The sequence below is a fragment of the Streptomyces sp. NPDC057877 genome (genome assembly GCF_042796855.1).
In the GTDB taxonomy this organism is placed as follows: Bacteria; Actinomycetota; Actinomycetes; order Streptomycetales; family Streptomycetaceae; genus Streptomyces.
The window spans coordinates 4418-24298 of record NZ_JBHVMS010000008.1; the positions used below are offsets into that span (position 1 = coordinate 4418).

Consider the following 19881-nt stretch of genomic DNA (forward strand, 5'->3'; position numbering starts at 1 on the left):
CGGCGGGGAGGGTGCGGGCGAGCATCTGGAGGCGGGTGACGAAGCCGTCGCCGTTGGCCACGTGCTTGAGGAGGGTGCCGAAGCGGTCGACGAGGGCTTCCTGGTCCTCGCTGTCGCGCAGGCCGACGCCGGGGCCCTCGATCTCGATGGCGGCGGTGACGGTCTTGCGGTCCGCGTGCAGCAGTACGGCGATCTCGTCGGGGCCGAAGGGGGCGGCGAGCCAGGTGATGCGGCCGATGCCCGGGGGCGGGCCGATCTCGACCTCGCGGCCGTCCAGGCGGGTGCCCGCCTCGATGACGCCGGAGCGGTAGGTGGCGCTGTTGCGGACGGTGCGCTTGTAGCTGCGGTTGATCTCGAACCACTTGTAGAAGGTGCGGCCCTTGAAGGGTACGTAGACCGCGGCCAGGGCGATCATGGGCAAGCCCATGAGCAGGACGATCCTCAGGGACAGCACCGGGACGAGCAGTCCGCACATCATGCCGAGGAACGCGCCCGCGATGATCAGCGCGATCTCACCGGTCTCGCGGTTGCGGCCGATGATCGCGTTCGGCCGGGCGCGGCCGATCAGATATGTACGGCGGGGCGTGACCGGATGGGACAGGTGGGACTCGGTCGTCAACGCCCTTCACCTCCCGTGCTGTTGGTACTGCTGTTGCGGGTGTTGCTGGCGTGCGGGGTGTTGACCGCGCTGGCGGAGCGGGGCGCGGGTGCGGCGGAGGGGACAGTTCCGCCGCCACCGGTCGAGGTGCGGGCGCTGTGCGCGGCGACGCCGCCGGAGGCCGGGTTGGACTGGCGGGGGGTGCTGCTCGACGACTGGTTGCCGCCGCTGTTGCTGTCGGCGCGGGTGCTGTGGGTCTTGATGCCCTGGGCGACCAGGGTGGCCGGGGAGCTGATGACGGCGGCGGCCTTGCCTTCGGCGCCCTGCATGATGCGGTTGTTGCGGGAGGAGGCGATCTCGTCGCCGAAGCCGGGGACGAAGCGGTAGATCATCGCGGAGGCGAAGATGGCGAGCAGGATGATCGCCAGGCCGGAGACGACGGCGGAGAAGGCGTCGGGGCCGTCGTCGGCGGAGAGGGCTCCGGCGAGGCCGAGGACGATGACGATGACCGGCTTGACCAGGATCACCGCGATCATGATGCCCGCCCAGCGGCGGACGTGGCCCCACAGGTTCTTGTCGACCAAGCCCGCGTAGACGACGGTGCCGAGGAGGGCGCCGACGTAGAGCAGGGCGGCGCGGATGACCAGTTCCAGCCAGAGGACGCCGGCGGCGAGGATCGAGACCAGGGAGACGACCATCAGCATGATCGGGCCGCCGCCGATGTCCTCGCCCTTCGCGAGGGCGCCGGAGAAGTTGCCGAAGAAGGCGTCGGTCTGGTCGCCGGTGGTCTGGGCGAGGACCTCGGAGACGCCGTCCGTGGCGGATACGACGGTGTAGAGGATCAGGGGGGTGAAGGCGGAGGCGAGGACGGTGAGCCAGAGGAAGCCGATGGCTTCGCCGATGGCGGTGGAGAGGGGGACGCCGCGGACGGCGCGCTTCGCTACCGCGAGCAGCCAGAGGAGGAGGGTGAGGATCGTCGACGCGGCGAAGACGACGGCGTACTGCTGGAGGAACCTGGGGTTCGTGAAGTCGACGTTCGCCGTCTCGTTGACGGCCTCGCTGAGCTTGTCGATGGTCCAGGAGGCGGCGTCGGCACAGCCCTTGGCGAGGGAGGAGAGGGGGTCGAGGGTGGTGGTGGGGTCCAGGGAGGGGGTGTTTGAGGAGCGGTTGTCGCCGGTGTCGCGTTCGCAGTAGTCCTTGGCGGGGCCGACGATGAGGTCGCAGTTGTCGTCCGAGGGTGACGGCGTCGGCGCCGCGGCGGCGCGAGTGGCCAGCAGGACGGCCGTGGCCTGTACGGCTGTGAGGGCGGCGGCGAGCTTGAGCGCGCGGCGCGGCTTACCGGGCATAGGTGAAGCCTCCGTACTCCTCGACTGCCTTGCGCATCTCGTCGGCGTTGGACGCCTGGTTGTCGCCCGGAACAGGGGCGGGGCCGTCCTTCTGGGCGAAGCTGTCGACCTTCCAGTCGTCATCGGCCCAGCGCAGCTGGAGGGTCAGGGTGAACCAGTCGCTGGTGACCGGGTTGGTCGACTTCTCTCCGGCGGTGCCGTACACGCCGGTGCACCAGACCTCGACGGTCGCGGCCGTGTTCGAGAACTTCGTGGTCTTGGTGCCGATCGGCATGGTGCGGGAGACGTAGGTACTGCCTGCCGTCGCGTTGCCGTTCTGGTCCAAGCCGATGTCGCTCAGGAACGCCGTGGAGTACGTCCGGTTGAACTGGTCCTCCAGTTCGGCCTGTCTGTCCACGACGAAGACCTGCTGGATGATCTCGCCCCGCCGGGCGGGCTTGAGGATGTCCGCCGACACCAGCGCCACCGAATAATTCGCCGCCGCGCTCTGCGCCCCCTCCTGGTTCTGGGTGTAGCCCGTCGGAATCCCCCCCGACGTCGTCTGAACCGGCCGCTCCCCGCTCGCCGCCGTGGGTGCCGCCTGTGGCCCGCCGCTCCCGCCCCCGCCCTCCTCGGACGGTGATGAATCGTCTCCTCCGCGGTTCGCGAAGGCGATGGCGGCGATGAGGAGGACGATGACGCCGACGACCGTGACGAGGCTGCGGGAGGAGGTGCGGCGGGCGCCGCTGGAGGTGCCGGGCAGGCGGGTGCGTGTCTGGCCCGAGCCGCCGTAGCCGCCGGAGGCCTCGTGCTCGTCCCCGAGACTCATGCCGTGTACGCCCCCTCGACCTCGTGCGGATTCAGCTCGTACCGGAACGCGTGGCAATACGACGGTAGCCGTGCTGGTTCCCGCGCGGGCGCGGTGTGGTGACTCGACATCAGGGAGACGCAACCTCAGCCGGTGGGCACGACGGATGGGTGGATGGAGGGGAGGGCCGGGCGCGCCCGGGGGAGGGAACGGGCTACACGGCCATGCCGTACACGATGGTGAAGAGGGTGCCGAGGGAGCCGATGATGAAGACGCCGGTGAGTCCGGCGATGATCAGTCCCTTGCCCTGCTCCGCGCTGAAGGTGTCGCGCAGCGCGGTGGCTCCGATGCGCTGTTTGGCGGCGCCCCAGATGGCGATGCCGAGGCAGATGAGGATGGCAACCGCCATCACGACCTCGATCATCACCTTGGCCTCGGTGCCCAGGCTGCCGAAGGGGCCCCAGTCCGGAGCGATCCCGCCGATGATGGTGTTGATGTCTCCCTTATCGGCCGCAAAGAGCATGTAAGTCACCGCCCCTGTTGGGTAGTTCCGCAATCCCCTGCCGTGCGCAGAGGTCAGACTCATTCTCGCCGACATTGTCGCCGTCGTATGTCGACTTGGCGTCATTGGTTGGCGAGTTTCGTACGAAAACCTCGTATGGTCACTCTGTGTATCACGGCTGTTCACGCCGGGCAACGAAGTGGATGCGGAACCTGTGGTGTGGTTCCGTCGTTGAGTCACTTTTGCAGTTTGCGCACGTTTCTGACGGACGCTCGGCTGATCGGGTGGGGGTTTGCCCGTTCGTACGCCGTGGAGCAAAGTGTCCCACTGCTTGAAGGTGTGTCCGACGGGGGAGGGTTGAGGCGTGCGGAAATGGTGGGTGGCCGGTGGGGTCGCGGTCGGGCTCGGGCTGAGCTTCGTGATGCTGCTCGTCGTCGGGGTGTACGTCGTCGCCGGGAACCTCGTCAACGGGGCGGGCGGGGCCGGGAAGTCGTTGGCCAAGGGTGCCGTGCCCGCCGCCTATCAGGACCTCGTGCAGAAGTGGGGGAACCTCTGCCCCGCCATCAACCCCGCGCTGCTCGCCGCGCAGCTCTACCAGGAGAGCGGGTTCAACCCGCAGGCGCAGAGCCATGCCGCCGCGCAGGGCATAGCGCAGTTCATCCCGGGGACCTGGGCCACGCACGGTATTGACGGCGACGGTGACGGCGACCGGGACGTCTGGGATCCGAATGACGCGATTCCATCGGCCGCCTCCTACGACTGCACGCTCGCCAAGTACGTCAAGGACGTGCCGGGGGACGCGACCAAGAACATGCTCGCCGCCTACAACGCGGGCGCGTACGCGGTCATCAAGTACGGGGGCGTGCCGCCGTACAAGGAGACGCAGAACTACGTGAAGGTCATCACCAGCCTGGAGGCCAGCTTCGCCGCGCCCACGGGGCGGGTGGATCCTTCCGAGCAGGCCGCGGGGGCCATTCACTACGCGCAGAAGAAGCTCGGGACGCCCTATCTGTGGGGTGGGAACGGCACCGCTGACCAGGGCGGACGGTTCGACTGCTCGGGGCTGACCAAGGCGGCGTACGAGAGTGTGGGGATCGAGCTGCCGCGGGTGGCCAACGACCAGTACAACGCCGGGCCGCATCCGTCGCGGGAGGAGCTGCTGCCGGGGGACCTGGTCTTCTTCTCCGACGATCTGAGCGACTCGCGGGCCATTCGGCACGTGGGGATCTACGTGGGGGGCGGGTACATGATCGACGCGCCTCGGCCCGGTGCGGTGATCCGGTTCGACCCCGTCGACACCCCCGACTACTTCGGGGCCACCCGGGTCACCGAGGATGGCGCGAAAGCACTCCCCTCGGCCGTCTGAGGGGGTGTCTGAAAAGGTGTCCGAAAGGGGTGAACCGAACGTGATGCACACCCCTGAGCTGCGGTGATGAGTCTCTCTTCGATAACGTCTGAGTGATCATTCAGTGGAGTGTGGAACGTACTGATGGGGGCCGTGCGTTCCTGTTGACGTAGCCGAGCGGACGACGCGGATCTACACACCACGGGGGCACCACGACCAACGTGCCGTACGAAGACGAAGGGGCCGCTGCACCTATGGCTGGACTCGCGCAATCCGGGTCGAACCCCGACGTCGAGCTGCTCTACGACATCAATGGCCTGGCCAAGGACGCACCGCACTGGTTCGACCGGGTGGTGGAGTTCGTCGGTGAGTTCGGGTTGCTGTTCGCCATGGTGCTGCTGGTGCTCGGGTGCTGGTGGCGGGTGCGGAAGCGGGCCGCGAGCGGGGAGGAGGCCGCGGTCTCCGTCGCCGCGCTCGCCTGGGCGCCGCTCGCCGCCGGGCTCGCCGTGGTCGTCAACGTGCCGATACGCGGGTTCGTGGAACGGCCCCGGCCCTTCCGTACCCATCAGGACCTCGAGGTGCTGGTGGCGGGGAAGACCGACTACTCGTTCGTGAGCGACCACGCGACGATCACCATGGCCCTGGCCGTCGCCCTGTTCGTCGCCAACCGCCGGTTCGGGCTCGTCGGGCTCGGGCTCGCGCTGCTCGAGGGCTTCTGCCGGGTGTACATGGGCGTGCACTACCCGACCGACGTCGTGGGCGGCTTCGCGCTGGGTACGGCCGTCGCGCTGTTGCTGTCCCCGGTGGCCATGGCGCTGCTGACGCCGGTCGCGCGGGCCATGGAGCGCTCGGGGCGGGTCGGCTGGCTGATCCGGCGACGTGCGGGCGCGGAGCGGGACGCGGTGATCTCCGGCGCCCGGGAAGGGCGGTCGGAGGGCGCGGCGGCCGGGGCCGAGGAGCGGGATCTGGCCGCGTGAGGGTCCTCACAGTCCTTGGGCGTACGTGAAGAAGCGCGTCGGGTCGTAGGTGCGCTTCAGCTTGGTCAGGCGGGGTGCCGCCTCCCCGTAGTACGCCTCGCGCCAGTTCCGCAGGGTCGGGTCCGAGTAGTTCTGGTACGCCGCTCCCGAGGCGTACGGGCGCATCGCGGCGTGGGCCTCGGCGAGCCAGGACCGTGCTGTCGTACCGGAGGTGCCCGCGCGCCAGGCCGCGATGTACTGGGCCAGCATCCGTGAGCGGCGGTGGACGAAGGCCGTGGCCGTCGGGTCGACCCGGTTGACCGCGCCGCCGAGCGCGGTGAGCGCGATGCTGCCGGTGCCGCCGCGGACCGCGGCGATCCCGTCGAGCAGGGTCTCGATGCCCTCGGCTGAGATCGCGCGGTCGAAGAAGTCCGAGCGGGCCGCGTACGTCTCCCGGCCCAGCGCGCCCTCCGGGGAGCGGCCGGGGGTGCTGCCGGGGAGGTGGCACTGCGCGTCGGTGGTGAAGGAGGCGCAGCCCGCGTACACCTCCATCGACTCCCGGTACGAGCGGCGCTTGAGGACGGCGTTCGAGGCGGAGGCGCCCACCTGGTCGGCCAGGCGGTCCACGGCGTTCTGGAGTTCGCCGTAGGTGCCGAGGGAGAAGGCGGTGACGGAGACCGTCGGGGTGCCTCCCGCGGCGTTGCCCAGGTGCAGCGCCGACCAGATCTCGTCGGGCTGGTCCGGGCCCCATTCCTGCCAGGCCCGCAGCACCGCGGCCGCCCGCGACCACGGCCAGCCCAGATACGCCGACACACCCTGCGGGGCCGGATGCGTGCGGAAGCGCAGTTCCGTGACGACGCCGAAGTTGCCGTTGCCCGCGCCGCGCAGCGCCCAGAAGAGGTCGGCGTGCTCGGTGGCGTCCGCGACGATCTGCTTGCCGTCGGCGGTGACCAGGGTGGCGCGGATGAGGCTGTCGCAGGTCAGGCCGTAGGCGCGGGACACGACGCCGTGGCCGCCGCCGAGGGCGAGGCCGGAGACGCCGACGGTCGGGCAGGAGCCCGCGGGGATGGTGGCGCCGCGGGCGGCCAGGGCGCGGTAGACGTCGATCAGCTTGGCTCCGGCGCCCACCACCGCGCTGTCGCCGGTGGCCCGGACGGTGTTCAGCGGGGAGACGTCGATCACCAGGCGGCCGTCACCGGAGGACCAGCCCGCGTAGGAGTGGCCGCCGTTGCGGATGGCGACGCGGAGGTCATGGGCGCGGGCATAGGACAGGGCCGTACGGATGTCGGCGGCGTGGTTGACGTAGGCGACGGCCGCGGGGGTGAGGTCGTCGAAGCGGGTGTTGTAGAGCTGGCGGGCGCTGGGCCAGGCCGTGTCGCCGGGGCGGACGAGGGGGCCGTCGAGGTCCTGGGCCAGGGCTGACCAGGCCTTGGGGGAGGGGTGGGGGGAGGTGGTGCGGGGCGGTGGGGGTGCGGCTTTGGGGGTCGTGCCCGCGTCGTCCGGGGTGGACGGGGTGCATGCGGTGGACGCTGTTGTCACTACCGCGGCTGCCGTGCCGCTGACGAAGGTGCGGCGTTCCATGTGCCCCCTCCGGTTCTGGGTACCCGCGCGTCGTGTTCCCGCGTCCCCGCCCTGTTGTCCTGCTGCCCCGTGGAGCCAGACGTGGTGCCGGTGTCCCGGGTTCCATCGGGGTGCGAGGTGGACCCCTGGTGGTCGCGGGTGGTGTACCGTCCTCGACGATGCCCCTTTTGTTGTTGATTAGGGAGCTTTCTGTGTCTGTGGGGCGTGGGTCGTCACCCTGCCGTGAGCCGCCTGGGATCTCTGCGTGTTCTTGCCGTGAGCATTCCGTGACCTAACCGCACCGACCGCAGGGGTTCACCCTCCGTTCACTTACGGCCATAGGCGGCTTCACCTGATCTGCCTAATTTCGGCCTTACCTGATGACGGACGCGCCCGGGTATGGCGCGTCGGGATCACTCACACGCACGCCGCCGATCAGGCCGGCGGCTCCTGGAAGGAACTCCCGAAAGTGAAGCTTCAGCGCAAGAACCGGCGGGCCCTCACCCTCGGTGCTCTCGCCGTCTCCGGCGCCCTGGCCCTCACGGCGTGCGGCTCGGACGACACGGGCGACAACAGTGGTGGCGGGTCCACCACGACGGCCGCCGCCGGCGACATCAAGTGCGACGACGCCTCGGGGCAGCTCCAGGCCTCCGGCTCCTCCGCGCAGAAGAACGCGATCGACGCGTGGATCAAGCAGTACTCCGCTGCCTGCAAGGACGTCCAGATCAACTACAACCCGACGGGTTCGGGCGCCGGTATCACCGCGTTCCTCCAGGGTCAGACCGCGTTCGCCGGTTCCGACTCCGCGCTGGAGGCCGAGGAGATCGAGGAGTCCAAGAAGGTCTGCACCGACAGCCAGGCCATCGACCTCCCGATGGTCGGCGGCCCGATCGCCGTCGGTTACAACGTCCCGGGCGTCGACAACCTGGTCCTGGACCCGGCGACCCTGGCCCAGATCTTCGACAGCAAGATCACCAACTGGAACGACGAGGCGATCAAGAAGCTCAACCCCGACGCCGAGCTTCCCGACCTGAAGATCCAGGCCTACCACCGCTCGGACGAGTCCGGCACCACGGACAACTTCACCACCTACCTCCAGGCCGCCGCTCCGGACGACTGGAAGTACGAGCCGGGCAAGTCCTGGGAGGCCAAGGGCGGCCAGTCCGCGCAGGGCTCCTCCGGTCTGGCCCAGCAGGTCAAGCAGACCTCCGGCGCCATCTCCTACTTCGAGCTGTCCTACGCCAAGGACGGCATCACCACCGTCGACCTGAAGACCGAGGCCAGCGAGCCGGTCGAGGCGACCATCGAGAACTCCACCGCGGCCATCGGCGCCGCCAAGGTCGTCGGCACCGGCAAGGACCTGGCGCTGGAGCTGGACTACACGCCGTCCGCCGAGGGTGCCTACCCGATCGTCCTGGTGACGTACGAAATCGTCTGCGAGAAGGGCAACAAGGCGGACACCCTGCCCGCCACCAAGTCCTTCCTCAACTACATCGCCTCCGAGGAGGGTCAGGGCCTGCTCGTCGACGCCGGCTACGCCCCGATCCCCGACGAGATCATCACCAAGGTTCGCGAGACCGTCGCGGGCCTGAGCTGACCTGAGTGTGCGGCCCGCTCCACACGGGAGTGGGCCGCACCGTCCGGTGCACCGCCGCCAGGAGCCGCCGCCGACCGGTCGTGGCTCCGCTTCTGGGCCGTCGACACAGCGATGGCTCCGCAGACCGGAGAATCCTGATGGACATATCGACACAGAGCACTGCTCCTCCCCCCACCCCACAGCCTTCCCCCACCGAGCAGAAGCGCGCCGCCCGCGGCGCCACCCGCCCCGGTGACCGAATCTTCCTCGCCCTCTCGCGTGGCTCCGGCATCTTCCTGCTGGTGGTCATGGCGTCCATCGCCGTGTTCCTCAGCTACCGCGCCGCCAAGGCGATCGGCAGGGACGAGGGCAACTTCTTCACCACCTTCGAGTGGAACCCCACCGGCGACCCGCCGGTCTTCGGCATCGCCGTCCTCGCCTTCGGCACGGTCGTGTCGTCGATCATCGCCATGGTGATCGCCGTACCGATCGCGGTCGGCATCGCCCTGTTCCTCACGCACTACGCCCCGCGCAAGCTGAGCGGCGCGATCGCCTACGTCATCGACCTGCTCGCCGCCGTGCCGTCCATCGTGTACGGCCTGTGGGGCGTGCTCGTCCTGGTGCCGAACCTGGTCGGCCTGTACGCCTGGCTCGACGAGTACCTCGGCTGGACCGGCATCTTCGAGTGGAACGGCGGCGCCCCGCGCGCGATGCTCACCGTCGGCATCCTGCTCGCGATCATGATCCTGCCGATCATCACCAACGTCAGCCGTGAGGTCTTCAAGCAGGTGCCGCGGATGCACGAGGAGGCCGCCCTGGCCCTCGGCGCGACCCGCTGGGAGGTCATCCGGATGAGCGTCCTGCCCTTCGGGCGCTCCGGTGTCATCTCCGCGTCGATGCTCGGCCTCGGCCGCGCGCTCGGCGAGACGATGGCGGTCGCCATGGTCCTGTCGTCGAGCTTCGACATCAACGCCAGCCTGCTCGACCCGGGCGGCGGTACGTTCGCCCAGAACATCGCCAGCAAGTTCAACGAGGCCACGATCGAAGGCCAGGACGCGCTCATCGCCTCCGGTCTGGTGCTGTTCGTGATCACCCTGCTGGTGAACGGCACGGCCCGCCTGATCATCGCCCGCCGCAAGGAATTCTCGGGGGCCAACGCATGAGCCACGCGACCGTTTCCAACAAGCGCCGTGGCAGCCTGCACGGCGCCCGGCTGCCCAAGTGGTTCCCCCTGGCCGCCCTGGCCGGTTCCGCCGCCCTCGGGCTGGGGATCAGCGCGGCGGCAGGCCTGGAGAGCAACATCCAGTGGGCCCTGATGGGCGCGGTGCTGTTCGTCCTCGGGACGTTCGTCATCGCGGCGCGCGTCGAGGGCATCCGGCAGGCCAAGGACCGGACGGTCACCAGCCTGATCTGGGTGGCGTTCATCCTGGCTGTGCTGCCGCTGGCCTCCCTCATCTACGAGACCATCGAGCGCGGCGTGAAGGTCCTCGACGGCTACTTCCTCACCCACTCCATGGGCCTGGTCTCCGACACCGAGCCCGGCGGCGGTATCTACCACGCCATCCTCGGCACCCTGGAGCAGGTGGGCATCGCCACCGCGATCTCCGTGCCGATCGGTGTGCTGACCGCGATCTACCTCGTCGAGTACGGGCGGGGCAGGCTGGCCAAGGCGGTCACCTTCTTCGTCGACGTCATGACGGGCATCCCGTCGATCGTCGCCGGTCTGTTCATCCTCAGCCTGTGGATCGTCATCCTCGGCTTCAAGCACTCCGGGTTCGCCGGTGCGATGGCGCTGACGATCCTGATGCTGCCGATCGTGGTGCGCTCCACCGAGGAGATGCTCAAGCTCGTGCCGAACGAGCTGCGTGAGGCCTCGCTGGCGCTGGGTGTGCCGAAGTGGCGGACCATCCTGAAGGTGGTCGTGCCGACCTCCATCGGCGGCATCACGACCGGTGTGATGCTCGCCGTGGCGCGCATCGCCGGTGAGACGGCGCCCGTGCTGCTGCTGGTGTGGGTGACGAACTTCATCAACACCAACCCGTTCCAGGACCCGCAGGCCTCGCTTCCGGTCTACATCTACCTGCAGTATCTGAACAGCGGTGGTTCCGGTGCGGCGTACGACCGGGCCTGGGCGGCGGCACTGACGCTCATCGCGTTCATCATGATCCTGAACCTCGCGGCCCGCGGCGTTGCCCGCTGGAAGGCCCCGAAGACCGGTCGCTGACGCGGCCATCAGCGACCAGTACCCCTTGTGAAAGAAGCAGTGATTCAAAATGGCCAAGCGCATTGATGTCAGCGGCCTGAACGCCTACTACGGGTCCTTCCTGGCCATCGAGGACATCTCGATGACCGTGGAGCCCCGTTCCGTGACGGCCTTCATCGGTCCCTCCGGCTGCGGCAAGTCGACGTTCCTGCGGACCCTGAACCGGATGCACGAGGTGACGCCGGGCGGTCGGGTCGAGGGCAAGGTCATGCTCGACGACGACAACCTGTACGGGGTCGGGGTGGACCCGGTGGCCGTGCGGCGTGAGGTCGGCATGGTGTTCCAGCGGCCGAACCCGTTCCCGACGATGTCGGTGTACGACAACGTGGCGGCGGGGCTGAAGCTGAACGGCTCGTACCGGAAGTCCGAGCTGGACGACGTGGTGGAGAAGTCGCTTCGGGGGGCGAACCTCTGGAACGAGGTGAAGGACCGGCTGAACAAGCCCGGATCCGGGCTGTCGGGCGGTCAGCAGCAGCGGCTGTGCATCGCCCGGGCGATCGCGGTGGAGCCGAAGGTCCTGCTGATGGACGAGCCCTGCTCGGCGCTGGACCCGATCTCGACGCTCGCCATCGAGGACCTGATCGGTGAGCTGAAGGAGCGCTTCACGATCGTCATCGTGACGCACAACATGCAGCAGGCCGCGCGTGTGTCGGACCGGACGGCGTTCTTCAACCTGGCGGCCGTGGGCCAGCCGGGCAAGCTGATCGAGATCGACGACACGGAGCGGATCTTCTCCAACCCGTCGGTTCAGGCGACGGAGGACTACATCTCGGGTCGCTTCGGCTGATCCTCGTATACCCCTCGCGGTGCTGCATGGCGGTGCCACCGTGAGGACGCAAAGGACCCGTCCCCTGGCTCCCGGGGGGCGGGTCCGTGTTGTTGGCGGGGGCGGGGTTTACGGGGTTCTGCGTGCGAACCACCGCGGGCGGGACACCCTCCGACACCTGCCCAGCCCAGCCCTGCCTTGCCGTGCCCTGCCCTGCCCTGCCCTGCCGTGCCGTGGCACGGCGACTGCGGGTGTGTGGGGGTGTCGCGCCCCGCCGGTCGTACGCGGCCCCGTAGGGCCGGGCTGAGACCCCTCCGGCCCACGCTGGGCGTCAGAGGAACGCCAGGTGGACGACGCCGAAGGCGGCGGCGGCGACCGCGGCGGCGGCGGGCATCGTGATGAACCAGCCGAGGACGATGTTCTTGGCGACGCCCCAGCGGACCGCGTTGATGCGCTTGGTGGCGCCGACGCCCATGATGGCGGAGGTGATGGAGTGCGTGGTGGAGATGGGGGCCTTGAACAGGAAGGCCGTGGTGAACATGATCGACGCGCCGGTGGTCTCCGCGGCGAAGCCCTGCGGCGGGTCGAGTTCGATGATCTTGCGGCCGAGGGTACGCATGATGCGCCAGCCGCCCGCGTAAGTGCCGAGGGAGAGCATGACGGCGCAGGCGATCTTGACCCAGAGGGGGATCGGGTCGCCGTAGTCCTCCACGTCGGCGATGACCAGGGCCATCACGACGATGCCCATGGTCTTCTGGGCGTCCTGGAGGCCGTGGCCGAGGGCCATGCCCGCCGCGGAAACGGTCTGGGCGATGCGGAAGCCGCGCTTGGCCTTGTGGGGGTTGGTGCGGCGGAAGATCCACATGATGGCGGTCATCACCAGGTAGCCGACCAGGAGGCCGACGATCGGTGAGACGAACATGGGGATGATGACCTTTTCCAGCACGCCGTGCCAGTAGACCTGGGTCCCGCCCGCGAGCGCCGCGCCGACCATGCCGCCGAAGAGGGCGTGCGAGGAGGAGGACGGCAGGCCGAAGTACCAGGTGATGAGGTTCCAGGTGATCGCGCCGGTGAGGGCCGCGAAGAGGATCCCCATGCCCGTGGAGCCCTCGGGCGTCTCGATCAGCCCCTCGCTGACCGTTTTCGCGACGCCGCTGCCCATGAACGCCCCGGCGAGGTTCATGACCGCGGCCATGAGCAGCGCGGCCCGGGGGGTGAGCGCACGGGTCGAGACCGAGGTGGCGATCGCGTTCGCCGAGTCGTGGAAGCCGTTGGTGTACGTGAAGAAGAGCGCGACCAGGATGGTCACGACCAGGGCGAAGGTGTCCATGGACGGGTCAGGACTCCTTGACGGCGATGGTCTCCACCGTGTTCGCCACATGCTCGAAAGCGTCGGCGGCCTCTTCCAGCACGTCGACGATCTGCTTCAGCTTCAGCACCTCGATGGCGTCGTACTTGCCGTTGAAGAGGTGGGCCAGGAGTTTGCGGTGGATCTGGTCGGCCTGGTTCTCCAGGCGGTTGACCTCGATCCAGTACTCGGTGAGGTTGTCCATCGTGCGCAGGTTGGGCATGGCCTCGGCCGTGAGTTCGGCGGCGCGGGCCAGGACCTCGATCTGCTGCTCCACGCCCTTGGGGAGTTCCTCGACGTTGTAGAGGACGACCAGGTCGACGGCCTCTTCCATGAAGTCCATGATGTCGTCGAGGGACGACGCGAGGGAGTAGATGTCCTCGCGGTCGAAGGGTGTGATGAAGGAGGAGTTCAGCTGGTGGAAGATCGCGTGGGTGGCGTCGTCGCCCGCGTGCTCCGCGGCCCTCATGCGCTCCGCGATCTCGGCCCGGGCAGGCCCCTCCGCCCCGAGCAGTTCCATCAGGAGCTTCGAGCCCGTGACGATGTTGTCCGCGGACGCGGCGAACATGTCGTAGAAGCTCGTCTCCCTGGGGGTCAGACGAAAGCGCACGTGGGGTCCTCGGGGTGCTTCGGTTCGGTCAGGCTGATGCTAGGCGCAACATTCGGCCACGGCTAACGGGCCGTCCTCCAGTGTCGCGCATAAAGCAGACTTGTCGGCATGGGGGCCGTGGGGTGAATCGGTCCGGGTTGTGGCCACAGGGTCCATACCCAGGAAAGTTCGTTACGATATACCCGGTTGGGGTATGTGCATGGAGGCGTTATGACGACCACCGAGACCGGTGCGGGCGAGGCGATCGAGGTCGTTACCGATCACGATCGGGGTGTTCACGGGTACCACAAGCAGAAGGACGAGCATCTGAAGCGGCTGCGGCGGATCGAAGGGCAGATCCGGGGCCTGCAGCGGATGGTCGACGAGGACGTCTACTGCATCGACATACTCACGCAGGTGTCCGCCAGCACCAAGGCCCTGCAGTCCTTCGCGCTGCAACTGCTCGAGGAGCATCTGCGGCACTGCGTGGCCGATGCCGCCGTCAAGGGCGGCGGGGAGATCGACGCCAAGGTCGAGGAGGCCACCAAGGCCATCGCCCGGCTGCTGCGTACCTGAAGGTCGTCTGGCGCGTACCTGAGGTCGTCCGGGCGTACCTGAGGTCGTCCGGGCGTACCCGAGGCCGCCGTCCGGCGCGTACCTGAGCGTTGTCAGGTGGCGGTTTCGCGTTCCTCCGCGACTCTCAGCACCTCGTCGATGCTCTCCAGGCTCAGGCGGTCCTCCGCCGCCGACGCCGCGATGATCAGTTCTCCGCACAGTTCGATCTCGGCGAGTGCCACGTGGTCCTGAACTGCCGTACCGCCGACCGGAGCCACGTGCATCACCTCTTCTCTGCCGTCACCGACTTCCTAGAGTAGGGAGTGGCCTACACAACGCGCATGGCACGGACGGGCTAGTTCTCGCCGTCCGTTCGGTCGGGGGAGGCGGGTAAGGGGTGGCGGCGGCGCGGGTCGCCCCTTCAGTCCTCGGCGATTCTTCCTGCGTAGATGTCCTTTTCGGGGGGCAGTTCCACGTTCGCCCGGCTGCCGAAGTCGTAGAGGCATGTGGTGGACGCCACGGAGACGGGGGACTGTTCCCGGCCGTTGACGAAGCTGAAGCGGTGTTCCAGCTTGCGGATGCGGCCCTTGGCGTCCAGGTAGGCGTCGAAGGGGACCCGGGGCGAGGCGAACCCTTTCGCTGCCGCGGTGAGTGCGGCCCTGGTGGTGGGTGAGGCCGCCTTCGCCGCCCGGTGGAGGTCGGCCGTGCCCCGGTAGTGGCGGACGCGGGTGCCGTCGAGGGTGGTCGTGCCCACGTACTCCGCGCGGTGCGCGCCGCGCAGGACCTCGGCGGCCGTGAAGGGGTCCGTGGCGCCGCCCGTCACCAGGTTCCCGTCGGAGATCGTGGCCGTGTCCACGCGGACCCATTTGTCGGGCGGGACGCCCGCGCCGCGGTTCTTCATGAACAGCGCGCCCGGCGAGAGCAACTCGGTGATGGGGCGGTGGTCGGCGCGGCCCGCGGGATCCTGGGGCAGCAGCACCCTGAGACGGCCGCGCTGGTGGGTGAAGTCGTAGACGCCCGTGCCGTGGATGGTGACCCGGGTGCCGCCCGTCGCCATCTCCATGGAGGTGCGGGTGCGGGAGCTGCCCGCCTCGACGAGGGCGTCCGCCGCCCGGTGCAGGGTCTCCAGGGGGTCGGCGCCGTGCGCGTCCTCGGCGGCGGCGCCGCCCGTGCAGCCGGTCGCGCCGGTCCACAGGCCCGCCATCAGTCCTGCCAGGGCCATGGCGCTGCCCGCCCTGCCGTGCTGCCGCCGTTCCGCCATCGCTGTGTACCCCCAGCCGGTCCGTCCGTCACGGACCCCCTGTCGTTCCCGTTAACGACGGGTCGGTGGGGCCGTCACGCCGGGCGCGTACGTGCTGTTCACCCGGGGTGGGTAGCTTGTGCGGTGTGACGCAGCAGGATCGGATGGCGACCGCCGAGGACTTTCCCGACCACCGTGCGACGACTGTTGAGCAGGGCCCCTTCTGTGTGGCCCGGTGCTCCTGCGGCTGGCGGGGGCCCGCCCGGCGGGCCAGGAGCCTGGCCCGGAGCGATGCGGAGGGGCATCTGGGGGGAGTGGGGGACTGACCAGGCCCCTAAGGGGTGTCAGAGGGGTTCATGGCCTCGAGGAGGTCGTCCAGGAGGGTGCGGTCGCGGGGCTGGGTGAGGCGGGTGCGGGCCTCGGGCAGGGGGAGCCAGAGGATGCGGTCCACCTCGTCGTTCGGGGTGAAGGTGCCCGTGCGCGCTTCGGCCGCCCAGTAGCGGACCTGCTTGGGGCGGCCCTCGGCCAGGTAGTGGTGCGTGGCCAGTTCCGGGCCCGGGGTGGCGTCGTAGCCCGTCTCCTCGGCCACCTCGCGCAGGGCCGCGGGGAGGTGGGGCTCGTGGGGCTTGAGCTTGCCCTTGGGGTGGGACCAGTCGTCGTACTTCGGACGGTGGACCAGGCAGATCTCCAGCTCGGCGGGGTGGAGGGGGGAGTGGCGCCACAGGACGCAGCCCGCTGCCTGGATGGGGGGTTCGGAGGTCGTGGGGGGTTCGGGGGTGGCCTCTGTCATGGGGTGGTGACCTTTTGTTTCTGCCATGACTGCTGGAAGGCGAACCGTGCTGCCTCCACCTCGTGGCGTTGGTCGGCGTGCAGGACGCCCAGAGCGTACGCCGTCGCCGGGGCGATACGGGGGGTGCGGGCCGCCGATGCCGCCGCCGTGGCCGCCTCCGAGGCGTCCCGGTGGCGGTTGAGGGCCTGGCCCGCGGCCAGCAGGCGGACGTTCACGGGGGCGTCGGCGCCTTCGATGACCTCGCGGGCGTAGCGGTGCAGCCGCAGGAGGAGGCGGACCTGGTGCCAGGGGGTGTCCTGGGAGTGCGGGGACGGGTCCGGGGAGAGGCCGTGGATCAGTGCCGCCGCGTTGTACGGGTGGCCCGCGGTGATGAGCGGGAGCGCGGTGACCGCGTCGGTGAGGCGTTCCTCGGCCGCGGTCGCCAGGGGCCGCAGGTCGGTGGTGGTGGCCGTCGGCGTGAGGGGGACCTCGCTGGCCAGGACGGCGACCCGGTCCGCCACGGCGTGGAAGCGGGAGGAACCGAGGGCCTGGAGCGCGGCCGAGTGGGCGCGGGTGCGGGCGAGGGTGAGCTGGCGGTCCAGCAGCGCGCCCGCCTTCGCGGCGCCGACGGTGAGGTTGCCCCCGCCGCGCTCGGCGGGTGGGGCGCTGGCCGCGGGCCGGGTCGACTGGGCCGGGAGCGTGGGGGAGCCCGACAGCCGGTGCAGGGCGTTCAGCAGGCGTTCCAGGCGGGCCGCGCAGGCGTGTTCCAGGGCCAGGGTGCCGGAGAGCCAGGCCAGCTCGGGGCGCATGCCCTCGGACCAGTCGGGGTCGAGCAGGGGGCGGAAGGTGTGCAGGCTGCCGCTGATGCGGCGGGCCGATCGGCGCAGGGCACGCGCCGCGTCGACGGACTCCTCCGAGCCGTTTCCGCCCGCTCCGGTCTCCCGGTGCTGGCGCAGGGCTCGGAGGAACTCCGTGGCCTGGGCGCGGAGGTAGCCCGCGAGGGCGTCCCCCGTCACCGTCTTGGCCATGGGTTCCGTCGGGTCAAGGTGTTGCTGTGCCACGCCGGCGCCTCCGGGCGTCTATGAGCATCTCCTGGACGTTTCGCAGGGGGTGGCCGTCCGCGTCGGTCGCGTGCCGGGTCCACTCGCCGTCCGGGCCCAGGTGCCAGGAGGCTGTGGAGTCCGACATCCCGGTCTCCAGGAGCCGGTTCAGCGCGGCCCGGTGTGCCGGGTCGACGACCCGGACCAGGGCTTCGATACGGCGGTCGAGGTTGCGGTGCATCATGTCGGCGCTGCCGAGCCACACCTCGGGTTCGCCGCCGTTGCCGAAGGCGAAGACCCGGGAGTGCTCCAGGAAGCGGCCGAGGACCGAGCGCACGCGTATGTTCTCCGACAGCTCCGGCACGCCCGGCCGTACCGCGCAGATGCCGCGCACCCAGACGTCGACGGGTACGCCCGCCTGCGACGCCCGGTACAGGGCGTCGATGATCGCCTCGTCCACCATGGAGTTGACCTTGATGCGGACGTAGGCGGGGCGCCCGGCGCGGTGGTGCTGGACCTCCTTGTTGATACGGGAGATCAGACCGTCGCGCAGGGACTTGGGGGCGACCAGGAGACGGCGGTAGGTCTCGCGGCGGGAGTAGCCGGAGAGGCGGTTGAACAGGTCGGAGAGGTCCGCGCCCACCTGGGGGTCGGCGGTGAGCAGGCCGAGGTCCTCGTAGAGGCGGGCGGTCTTGGGGTGGTAGTTGCCGGTGCCCACGTGGCTGTAGCGCCGTAGCGTGTCGCCCTCCTGGCGGACCACGAGCGACAGCTTGCAGTGGGTCTTGAGGCCGACCAGGCCGTAGACGACGTGGCAGCCCGCCTCCTCGAGCTTGCGGGCCCACTTGATGTTGGCGTGTTCGTCGAAGCGGGCCTTGATCTCGACGAGGACGAGGACCTGCTTGCCCGCCTCGGCGGCGTCGATGAGGGCGTTGACTATGGGGGAGTCGCCGGAGGTGCGGTACAGCGTCTGCTTGATCGCGAGGACGTCCGGGTCTTCGGCTGCCTGTTCGAGGAACGCCTGTACGGACGTGGAGAAGCTGTCGTACGGGTGGTGCAGCAGGACGTCTCGGGTGCGGAGCGCGGCGAAGATGTCGGGGGGCGAGGAGGACTCGACCTCCGCGAGGTCGCGGTGGGTGCCCGCGATGAACTTCTGGTACTTCAGCTCCGGGCGGTCCAGGCCGTGGATGCGGAAGAGGCCGGTGAGGTCCAGGGGGCCGGGGAGGGGGTAGACCTCGGCCTCGCTGACCTTCAGCTCGCGGACGAGGAGGTCGAGGACCTCGCGGTCGATGGACTCCTCCACCTCGAGGCGGACGGGCGGGCCGAAGCGGCGCCGCATGAGTTCCTTCTCGAGGGCCTGGAGGAGGTTCTCGGCGTCGTCCTCCTCGACCTCCAGGTCCTCGTTGCGGGTCACGCGGAAGGCGTGGTGCTCCAGGACCTCCATGCCCGGGAACAGCTCCTCCAGGTGGGCCGCGATGACGTCCTCCAGCGGGACGAAGCGGCCGGGGGAGGCCTCCAGGAAGCGGGAGAGCAGCGGGGGGACCTTGACGCGGGCGAAGTGGCGGTTGCCGTTGACCGGGTTGCGTACGACGACGGCCAGGTTGAGGGAGAGGCCCGAGATGTACGGGAAGGGGTGGGCCGGGTCCACGGCGAGGGGGGTGAGGACCGGGAAGATCTGGTGCTTGAAGAGGGTGAACAGGCGGGCCTGTTCCTTCTCGGCCAGCTCCGACCAGCGGACCAGGTGGATGCCCTCCTCGGCGAGCGCGGGGGCGACGTCCTCGTGGAAGCAGGCGGCGTGCCGGGCCATCAGCTCGCGGGACCTGGCCCAGATCATCTCCAGCACCTCGCGCGGCTGGAGGCCGGAGGCGGAGCGGGTGGCCACGCCGGTGGCGATACGGCGCTTCAGTCCGGCGACGCGGACCATGAAGAACTCGTCCAGGTTGCTGGCGAAGATCGCGAGGAAGTTCGCGCGCTCCAGCAGGGGCGTGTCGGGGTCCTCGGCGAGTTCCAGGACGCGTTCGTTGAACGCGAGCCAGCTGCGTTCGCGGTCGAGGAAGCGGCCCTGGGGGAGGGGGGCGCCGTCCGCCTGGGAGCTGGGGGACTCCTCGTACGCGTCGAGGTCCGCGTCGATGTCGGGCTCGAGGTCGGAGACCGATCCGGCCACGGTGCGGGCGCGGTGGGCGGCGATGGAGCCCACGGAGGGCTGGGCGTGCTGGGCCTGTGCCTGGGCGTTCTGCTGGCTCATAGAGCCATTCTTCCGTGCCCAGGGGCTCTGGGGCGCGTCGGAACGTGCGGGCGGCAGCGGGAGCACGGCGGCTCCGTTCTCCGCGGCGCCCTCGGGGGGCGGCGGCGGAGGCTCTGGCACGGCGGGCGTCATTGGCCGAGCGTCGCAAGGTCATCTGAATCGATGGTTACGGAGACATGACGTGAGGGATAGCGGGGGGCGGCTCGCGGGGGTGGGGGCGGGGGAATGCGCGCGGTGGCCGGTTTGTGTCCGGTGTCGCGCCTCGGGCCGGGCGGTGTCGCGCCTCGGAACCGGGCGGTGTGCGCCCTCGAGACCGCGCGGGCGGTTCACGTCAACTTCCGTGGAACCGCGCGGGCGGTTCAGGTCCCCTTCCGTGGAACCGCGCGGGCGGTTCACCTC

The 19881-nt window shown here is 69.6% G+C and carries 18 protein-coding genes and 1 pseudogene; 7 read left to right on the forward strand and 12 right to left on the reverse strand.

Features of this window, described 5'->3' with window-relative positions:
* The 4 genes and pseudogenes from ACFVQG_RS24165 to ACFVQG_RS24180 all read right to left on the reverse strand — a co-directional run.
* A pseudogene (locus ACFVQG_RS24165) lies at window positions 1-619 on the reverse strand (hypothetical protein); the annotation flags it as partial.
* Window positions 616-1944 (reverse strand): hypothetical protein, encoded by a 1329-nt coding sequence (locus ACFVQG_RS24170; RefSeq protein WP_383387126.1) that lies wholly within the window; start codon window positions 1942-1944, stop codon window positions 616-618. The pseudogene ACFVQG_RS24165 and the gene ACFVQG_RS24170, both read right to left, overlap by 4 nt.
* Window positions 1934-2752: a hypothetical protein gene (locus ACFVQG_RS24175; protein WP_383387129.1), complete on the reverse strand. Its 819-nt coding sequence runs from the start codon at window positions 2750-2752 to the stop codon at window positions 1934-1936. The genes ACFVQG_RS24170 and ACFVQG_RS24175 overlap by 11 nt, the downstream gene beginning before the upstream one ends.
* 193 nt (window positions 2753-2945) lie before the next feature.
* Complete coding sequence (locus ACFVQG_RS24180) at window positions 2946-3254, reverse strand: hypothetical protein (protein ID WP_360226935.1); 309 nt, start codon at window positions 3252-3254, stop codon at window positions 2946-2948.
* A gap of 400 nt (window positions 3255-3654) precedes the next feature.
* Between ACFVQG_RS24180 and ACFVQG_RS24185 the strand changes: the two genes are divergently transcribed.
* Complete coding sequence (locus tag ACFVQG_RS24185; protein WP_383388076.1) at window positions 3655-4599, forward strand: NlpC/P60 family protein; 945 nt, start codon at window positions 3655-3657, stop codon at window positions 4597-4599.
* A 233-nt stretch (window positions 4600-4832) separates the two neighbouring features.
* The gene (locus ACFVQG_RS24190; RefSeq protein ID WP_383387133.1) at window positions 4833-5555 is read left to right on the forward strand and encodes a phosphatase PAP2 family protein; all 723 of its coding nucleotides are present in this window, start codon (window positions 4833-4835) and stop codon (window positions 5553-5555) included.
* Window positions 5556-5561: 6 nt separating this feature from the next.
* On the opposite strand, the gene ACFVQG_RS24195 is transcribed toward ACFVQG_RS24190, so the two are convergent.
* A complete protein-coding gene (locus ACFVQG_RS24195; RefSeq protein ID WP_383387136.1) occupies window positions 5562-7115 on the reverse strand; it encodes an FAD-binding oxidoreductase in 1554 nt (517 codons plus the stop codon).
* Between the two features lie 448 nt (window positions 7116-7563).
* Between ACFVQG_RS24195 and pstS the strand changes: the two genes are divergently transcribed.
* The 4 genes from pstS (at window position 7564) to pstB (ending at window position 11720) form a co-directional block, all read left to right on the forward strand.
* Window positions 7564-8691, forward strand: a complete 1128-nt coding sequence (gene pstS, locus ACFVQG_RS24200) for a phosphate ABC transporter substrate-binding protein PstS (RefSeq protein WP_383387143.1) — start codon at window positions 7564-7566, stop codon at window positions 8689-8691.
* A gap of 137 nt (window positions 8692-8828) precedes the next feature.
* Window positions 8829-9833, forward strand: a complete 1005-nt coding sequence (pstC, locus tag ACFVQG_RS24205) for a phosphate ABC transporter permease subunit PstC (RefSeq protein WP_383387146.1) — start codon at window positions 8829-8831, stop codon at window positions 9831-9833.
* Window positions 9830-10894 carry a phosphate ABC transporter permease PstA gene (gene pstA / locus ACFVQG_RS24210; RefSeq protein ID WP_383387149.1) on the forward strand — a complete coding sequence of 355 codons (1065 nt, stop codon included), beginning with the start codon at window positions 9830-9832 and terminating at the stop codon, window positions 10892-10894. The genes pstC and pstA overlap by 4 nt, the downstream gene beginning before the upstream one ends.
* Window positions 10895-10943: 49 nt before the next feature.
* Window positions 10944-11720: a phosphate ABC transporter ATP-binding protein PstB gene (gene pstB / locus ACFVQG_RS24215; protein WP_383387152.1), complete on the forward strand. Its 777-nt coding sequence runs from the start codon at window positions 10944-10946 to the stop codon at window positions 11718-11720.
* A 310-nt stretch (window positions 11721-12030) separates the two neighbouring features.
* Here the strand turns inward: pstB and ACFVQG_RS24220 are convergent, their stop codons facing one another.
* Together ACFVQG_RS24220 and ACFVQG_RS24225 are read right to left on the reverse strand one after the other, a co-directional pair.
* Window positions 12031-13029: an anion permease gene (locus tag ACFVQG_RS24220; RefSeq protein ID WP_383387155.1), complete on the reverse strand. Its 999-nt coding sequence runs from the start codon at window positions 13027-13029 to the stop codon at window positions 12031-12033.
* Window positions 13030-13036: 7 nt separating this feature from the next.
* On the reverse strand, window positions 13037-13657 hold the full coding sequence (locus tag ACFVQG_RS24225) for a DUF47 domain-containing protein (protein ID WP_383387158.1): 621 nt from the start codon (window positions 13655-13657) through the stop codon (window positions 13037-13039).
* Window positions 13658-13867: 210 nt separating this feature from the next.
* Here ACFVQG_RS24225 and ACFVQG_RS24230 point away from each other — a divergent pair, with 210 nt between their 5' ends.
* Window positions 13868-14212 (forward strand): metal-sensitive transcriptional regulator, encoded by a 345-nt coding sequence (locus ACFVQG_RS24230; RefSeq protein ID WP_381609782.1) that lies wholly within the window; start codon window positions 13868-13870, stop codon window positions 14210-14212.
* Window positions 14213-14304: 92 nt separating this feature from the next.
* On the opposite strand, the gene ACFVQG_RS24235 is transcribed toward ACFVQG_RS24230, so the two are convergent.
* The 5 genes from ACFVQG_RS24235 to ACFVQG_RS24255 form a co-directional block, all read right to left on the reverse strand.
* Complete coding sequence (locus ACFVQG_RS24235) at window positions 14305-14475, reverse strand: hypothetical protein (RefSeq protein ID WP_383387161.1); 171 nt, start codon at window positions 14473-14475, stop codon at window positions 14305-14307.
* Window positions 14476-14612: 137 nt separating this feature from the next.
* Window positions 14613-15452 carry a hypothetical protein gene (locus ACFVQG_RS24240; protein WP_383387164.1) on the reverse strand — a complete coding sequence of 280 codons (840 nt, stop codon included), beginning with the start codon at window positions 15450-15452 and terminating at the stop codon, window positions 14613-14615.
* A gap of 313 nt (window positions 15453-15765) precedes the next feature.
* Window positions 15766-16221, reverse strand: a complete 456-nt coding sequence (locus tag ACFVQG_RS24245; protein WP_383387167.1) for an NUDIX hydrolase — start codon at window positions 16219-16221, stop codon at window positions 15766-15768.
* Window positions 16218-17261 carry a CHAD domain-containing protein gene (locus ACFVQG_RS24250; RefSeq protein WP_383387170.1) on the reverse strand — a complete coding sequence of 348 codons (1044 nt, stop codon included), beginning with the start codon at window positions 17259-17261 and terminating at the stop codon, window positions 16218-16220. Before ACFVQG_RS24250 ends, ACFVQG_RS24245 begins: the two co-directional genes overlap by 4 nt.
* The gene (locus tag ACFVQG_RS24255; RefSeq protein ID WP_383387174.1) at window positions 17242-19482 is read right to left on the reverse strand and encodes an RNA degradosome polyphosphate kinase; all 2241 of its coding nucleotides are present in this window, start codon (window positions 19480-19482) and stop codon (window positions 17242-17244) included. Before ACFVQG_RS24255 ends, ACFVQG_RS24250 begins: the two co-directional genes overlap by 20 nt.
* Window positions 19483-19881 lie beyond the last annotated feature (399 nt).

Coding starts and splice junctions, on each gene's coding strand:
- ACFVQG_RS24170 (WP_383387126.1), bottom strand. CDS start 1,944: ATGCCCGGTAAGCCGCGCCGCGCGCTCAAGCTCGCCGCCGCCCTCACA.
- ACFVQG_RS24175 (WP_383387129.1), bottom strand. CDS start 2,752: ATGAGTCTCGGGGACGAGCACGAGGCCTCCGGCGGCTACGGCGGCTCG.
- ACFVQG_RS24180 (WP_360226935.1), bottom strand. CDS start 3,254: ATGCTCTTTGCGGCCGATAAGGGAGACATCAACACCATCATCGGCGGG.
- ACFVQG_RS24185 (WP_383388076.1), top strand. CDS start 3,655: ATGCTGCTCGTCGTCGGGGTGTACGTCGTCGCCGGGAACCTCGTCAAC.
- ACFVQG_RS24190 (WP_383387133.1), top strand. CDS start 4,833: ATGGCTGGACTCGCGCAATCCGGGTCGAACCCCGACGTCGAGCTGCTC.
- ACFVQG_RS24195 (WP_383387136.1), bottom strand. CDS start 7,115: ATGGAACGCCGCACCTTCGTCAGCGGCACGGCAGCCGCGGTAGTGACA.
- pstC (WP_383387146.1), top strand. CDS start 8,829: ATGGACATATCGACACAGAGCACTGCTCCTCCCCCCACCCCACAGCCT.
- pstA (WP_383387149.1), top strand. CDS start 9,830: ATGAGCCACGCGACCGTTTCCAACAAGCGCCGTGGCAGCCTGCACGGC.
- pstB (WP_383387152.1), top strand. CDS start 10,944: ATGGCCAAGCGCATTGATGTCAGCGGCCTGAACGCCTACTACGGGTCC.
- ACFVQG_RS24220 (WP_383387155.1), bottom strand. CDS start 13,029: ATGGACACCTTCGCCCTGGTCGTGACCATCCTGGTCGCGCTCTTCTTC.
- ACFVQG_RS24230 (WP_381609782.1), top strand. CDS start 13,868: ATGACGACCACCGAGACCGGTGCGGGCGAGGCGATCGAGGTCGTTACC.
- ACFVQG_RS24235 (WP_383387161.1), bottom strand. CDS start 14,475: ATGCACGTGGCTCCGGTCGGCGGTACGGCAGTTCAGGACCACGTGGCA.
- ACFVQG_RS24240 (WP_383387164.1), bottom strand. CDS start 15,452: ATGGCGGAACGGCGGCAGCACGGCAGGGCGGGCAGCGCCATGGCCCTG.
- ACFVQG_RS24245 (WP_383387167.1), bottom strand. CDS start 16,221: ATGACAGAGGCCACCCCCGAACCCCCCACGACCTCCGAACCCCCCATC.
- ACFVQG_RS24255 (WP_383387174.1), bottom strand. CDS start 19,482: ATGAGCCAGCAGAACGCCCAGGCACAGGCCCAGCACGCCCAGCCCTCC.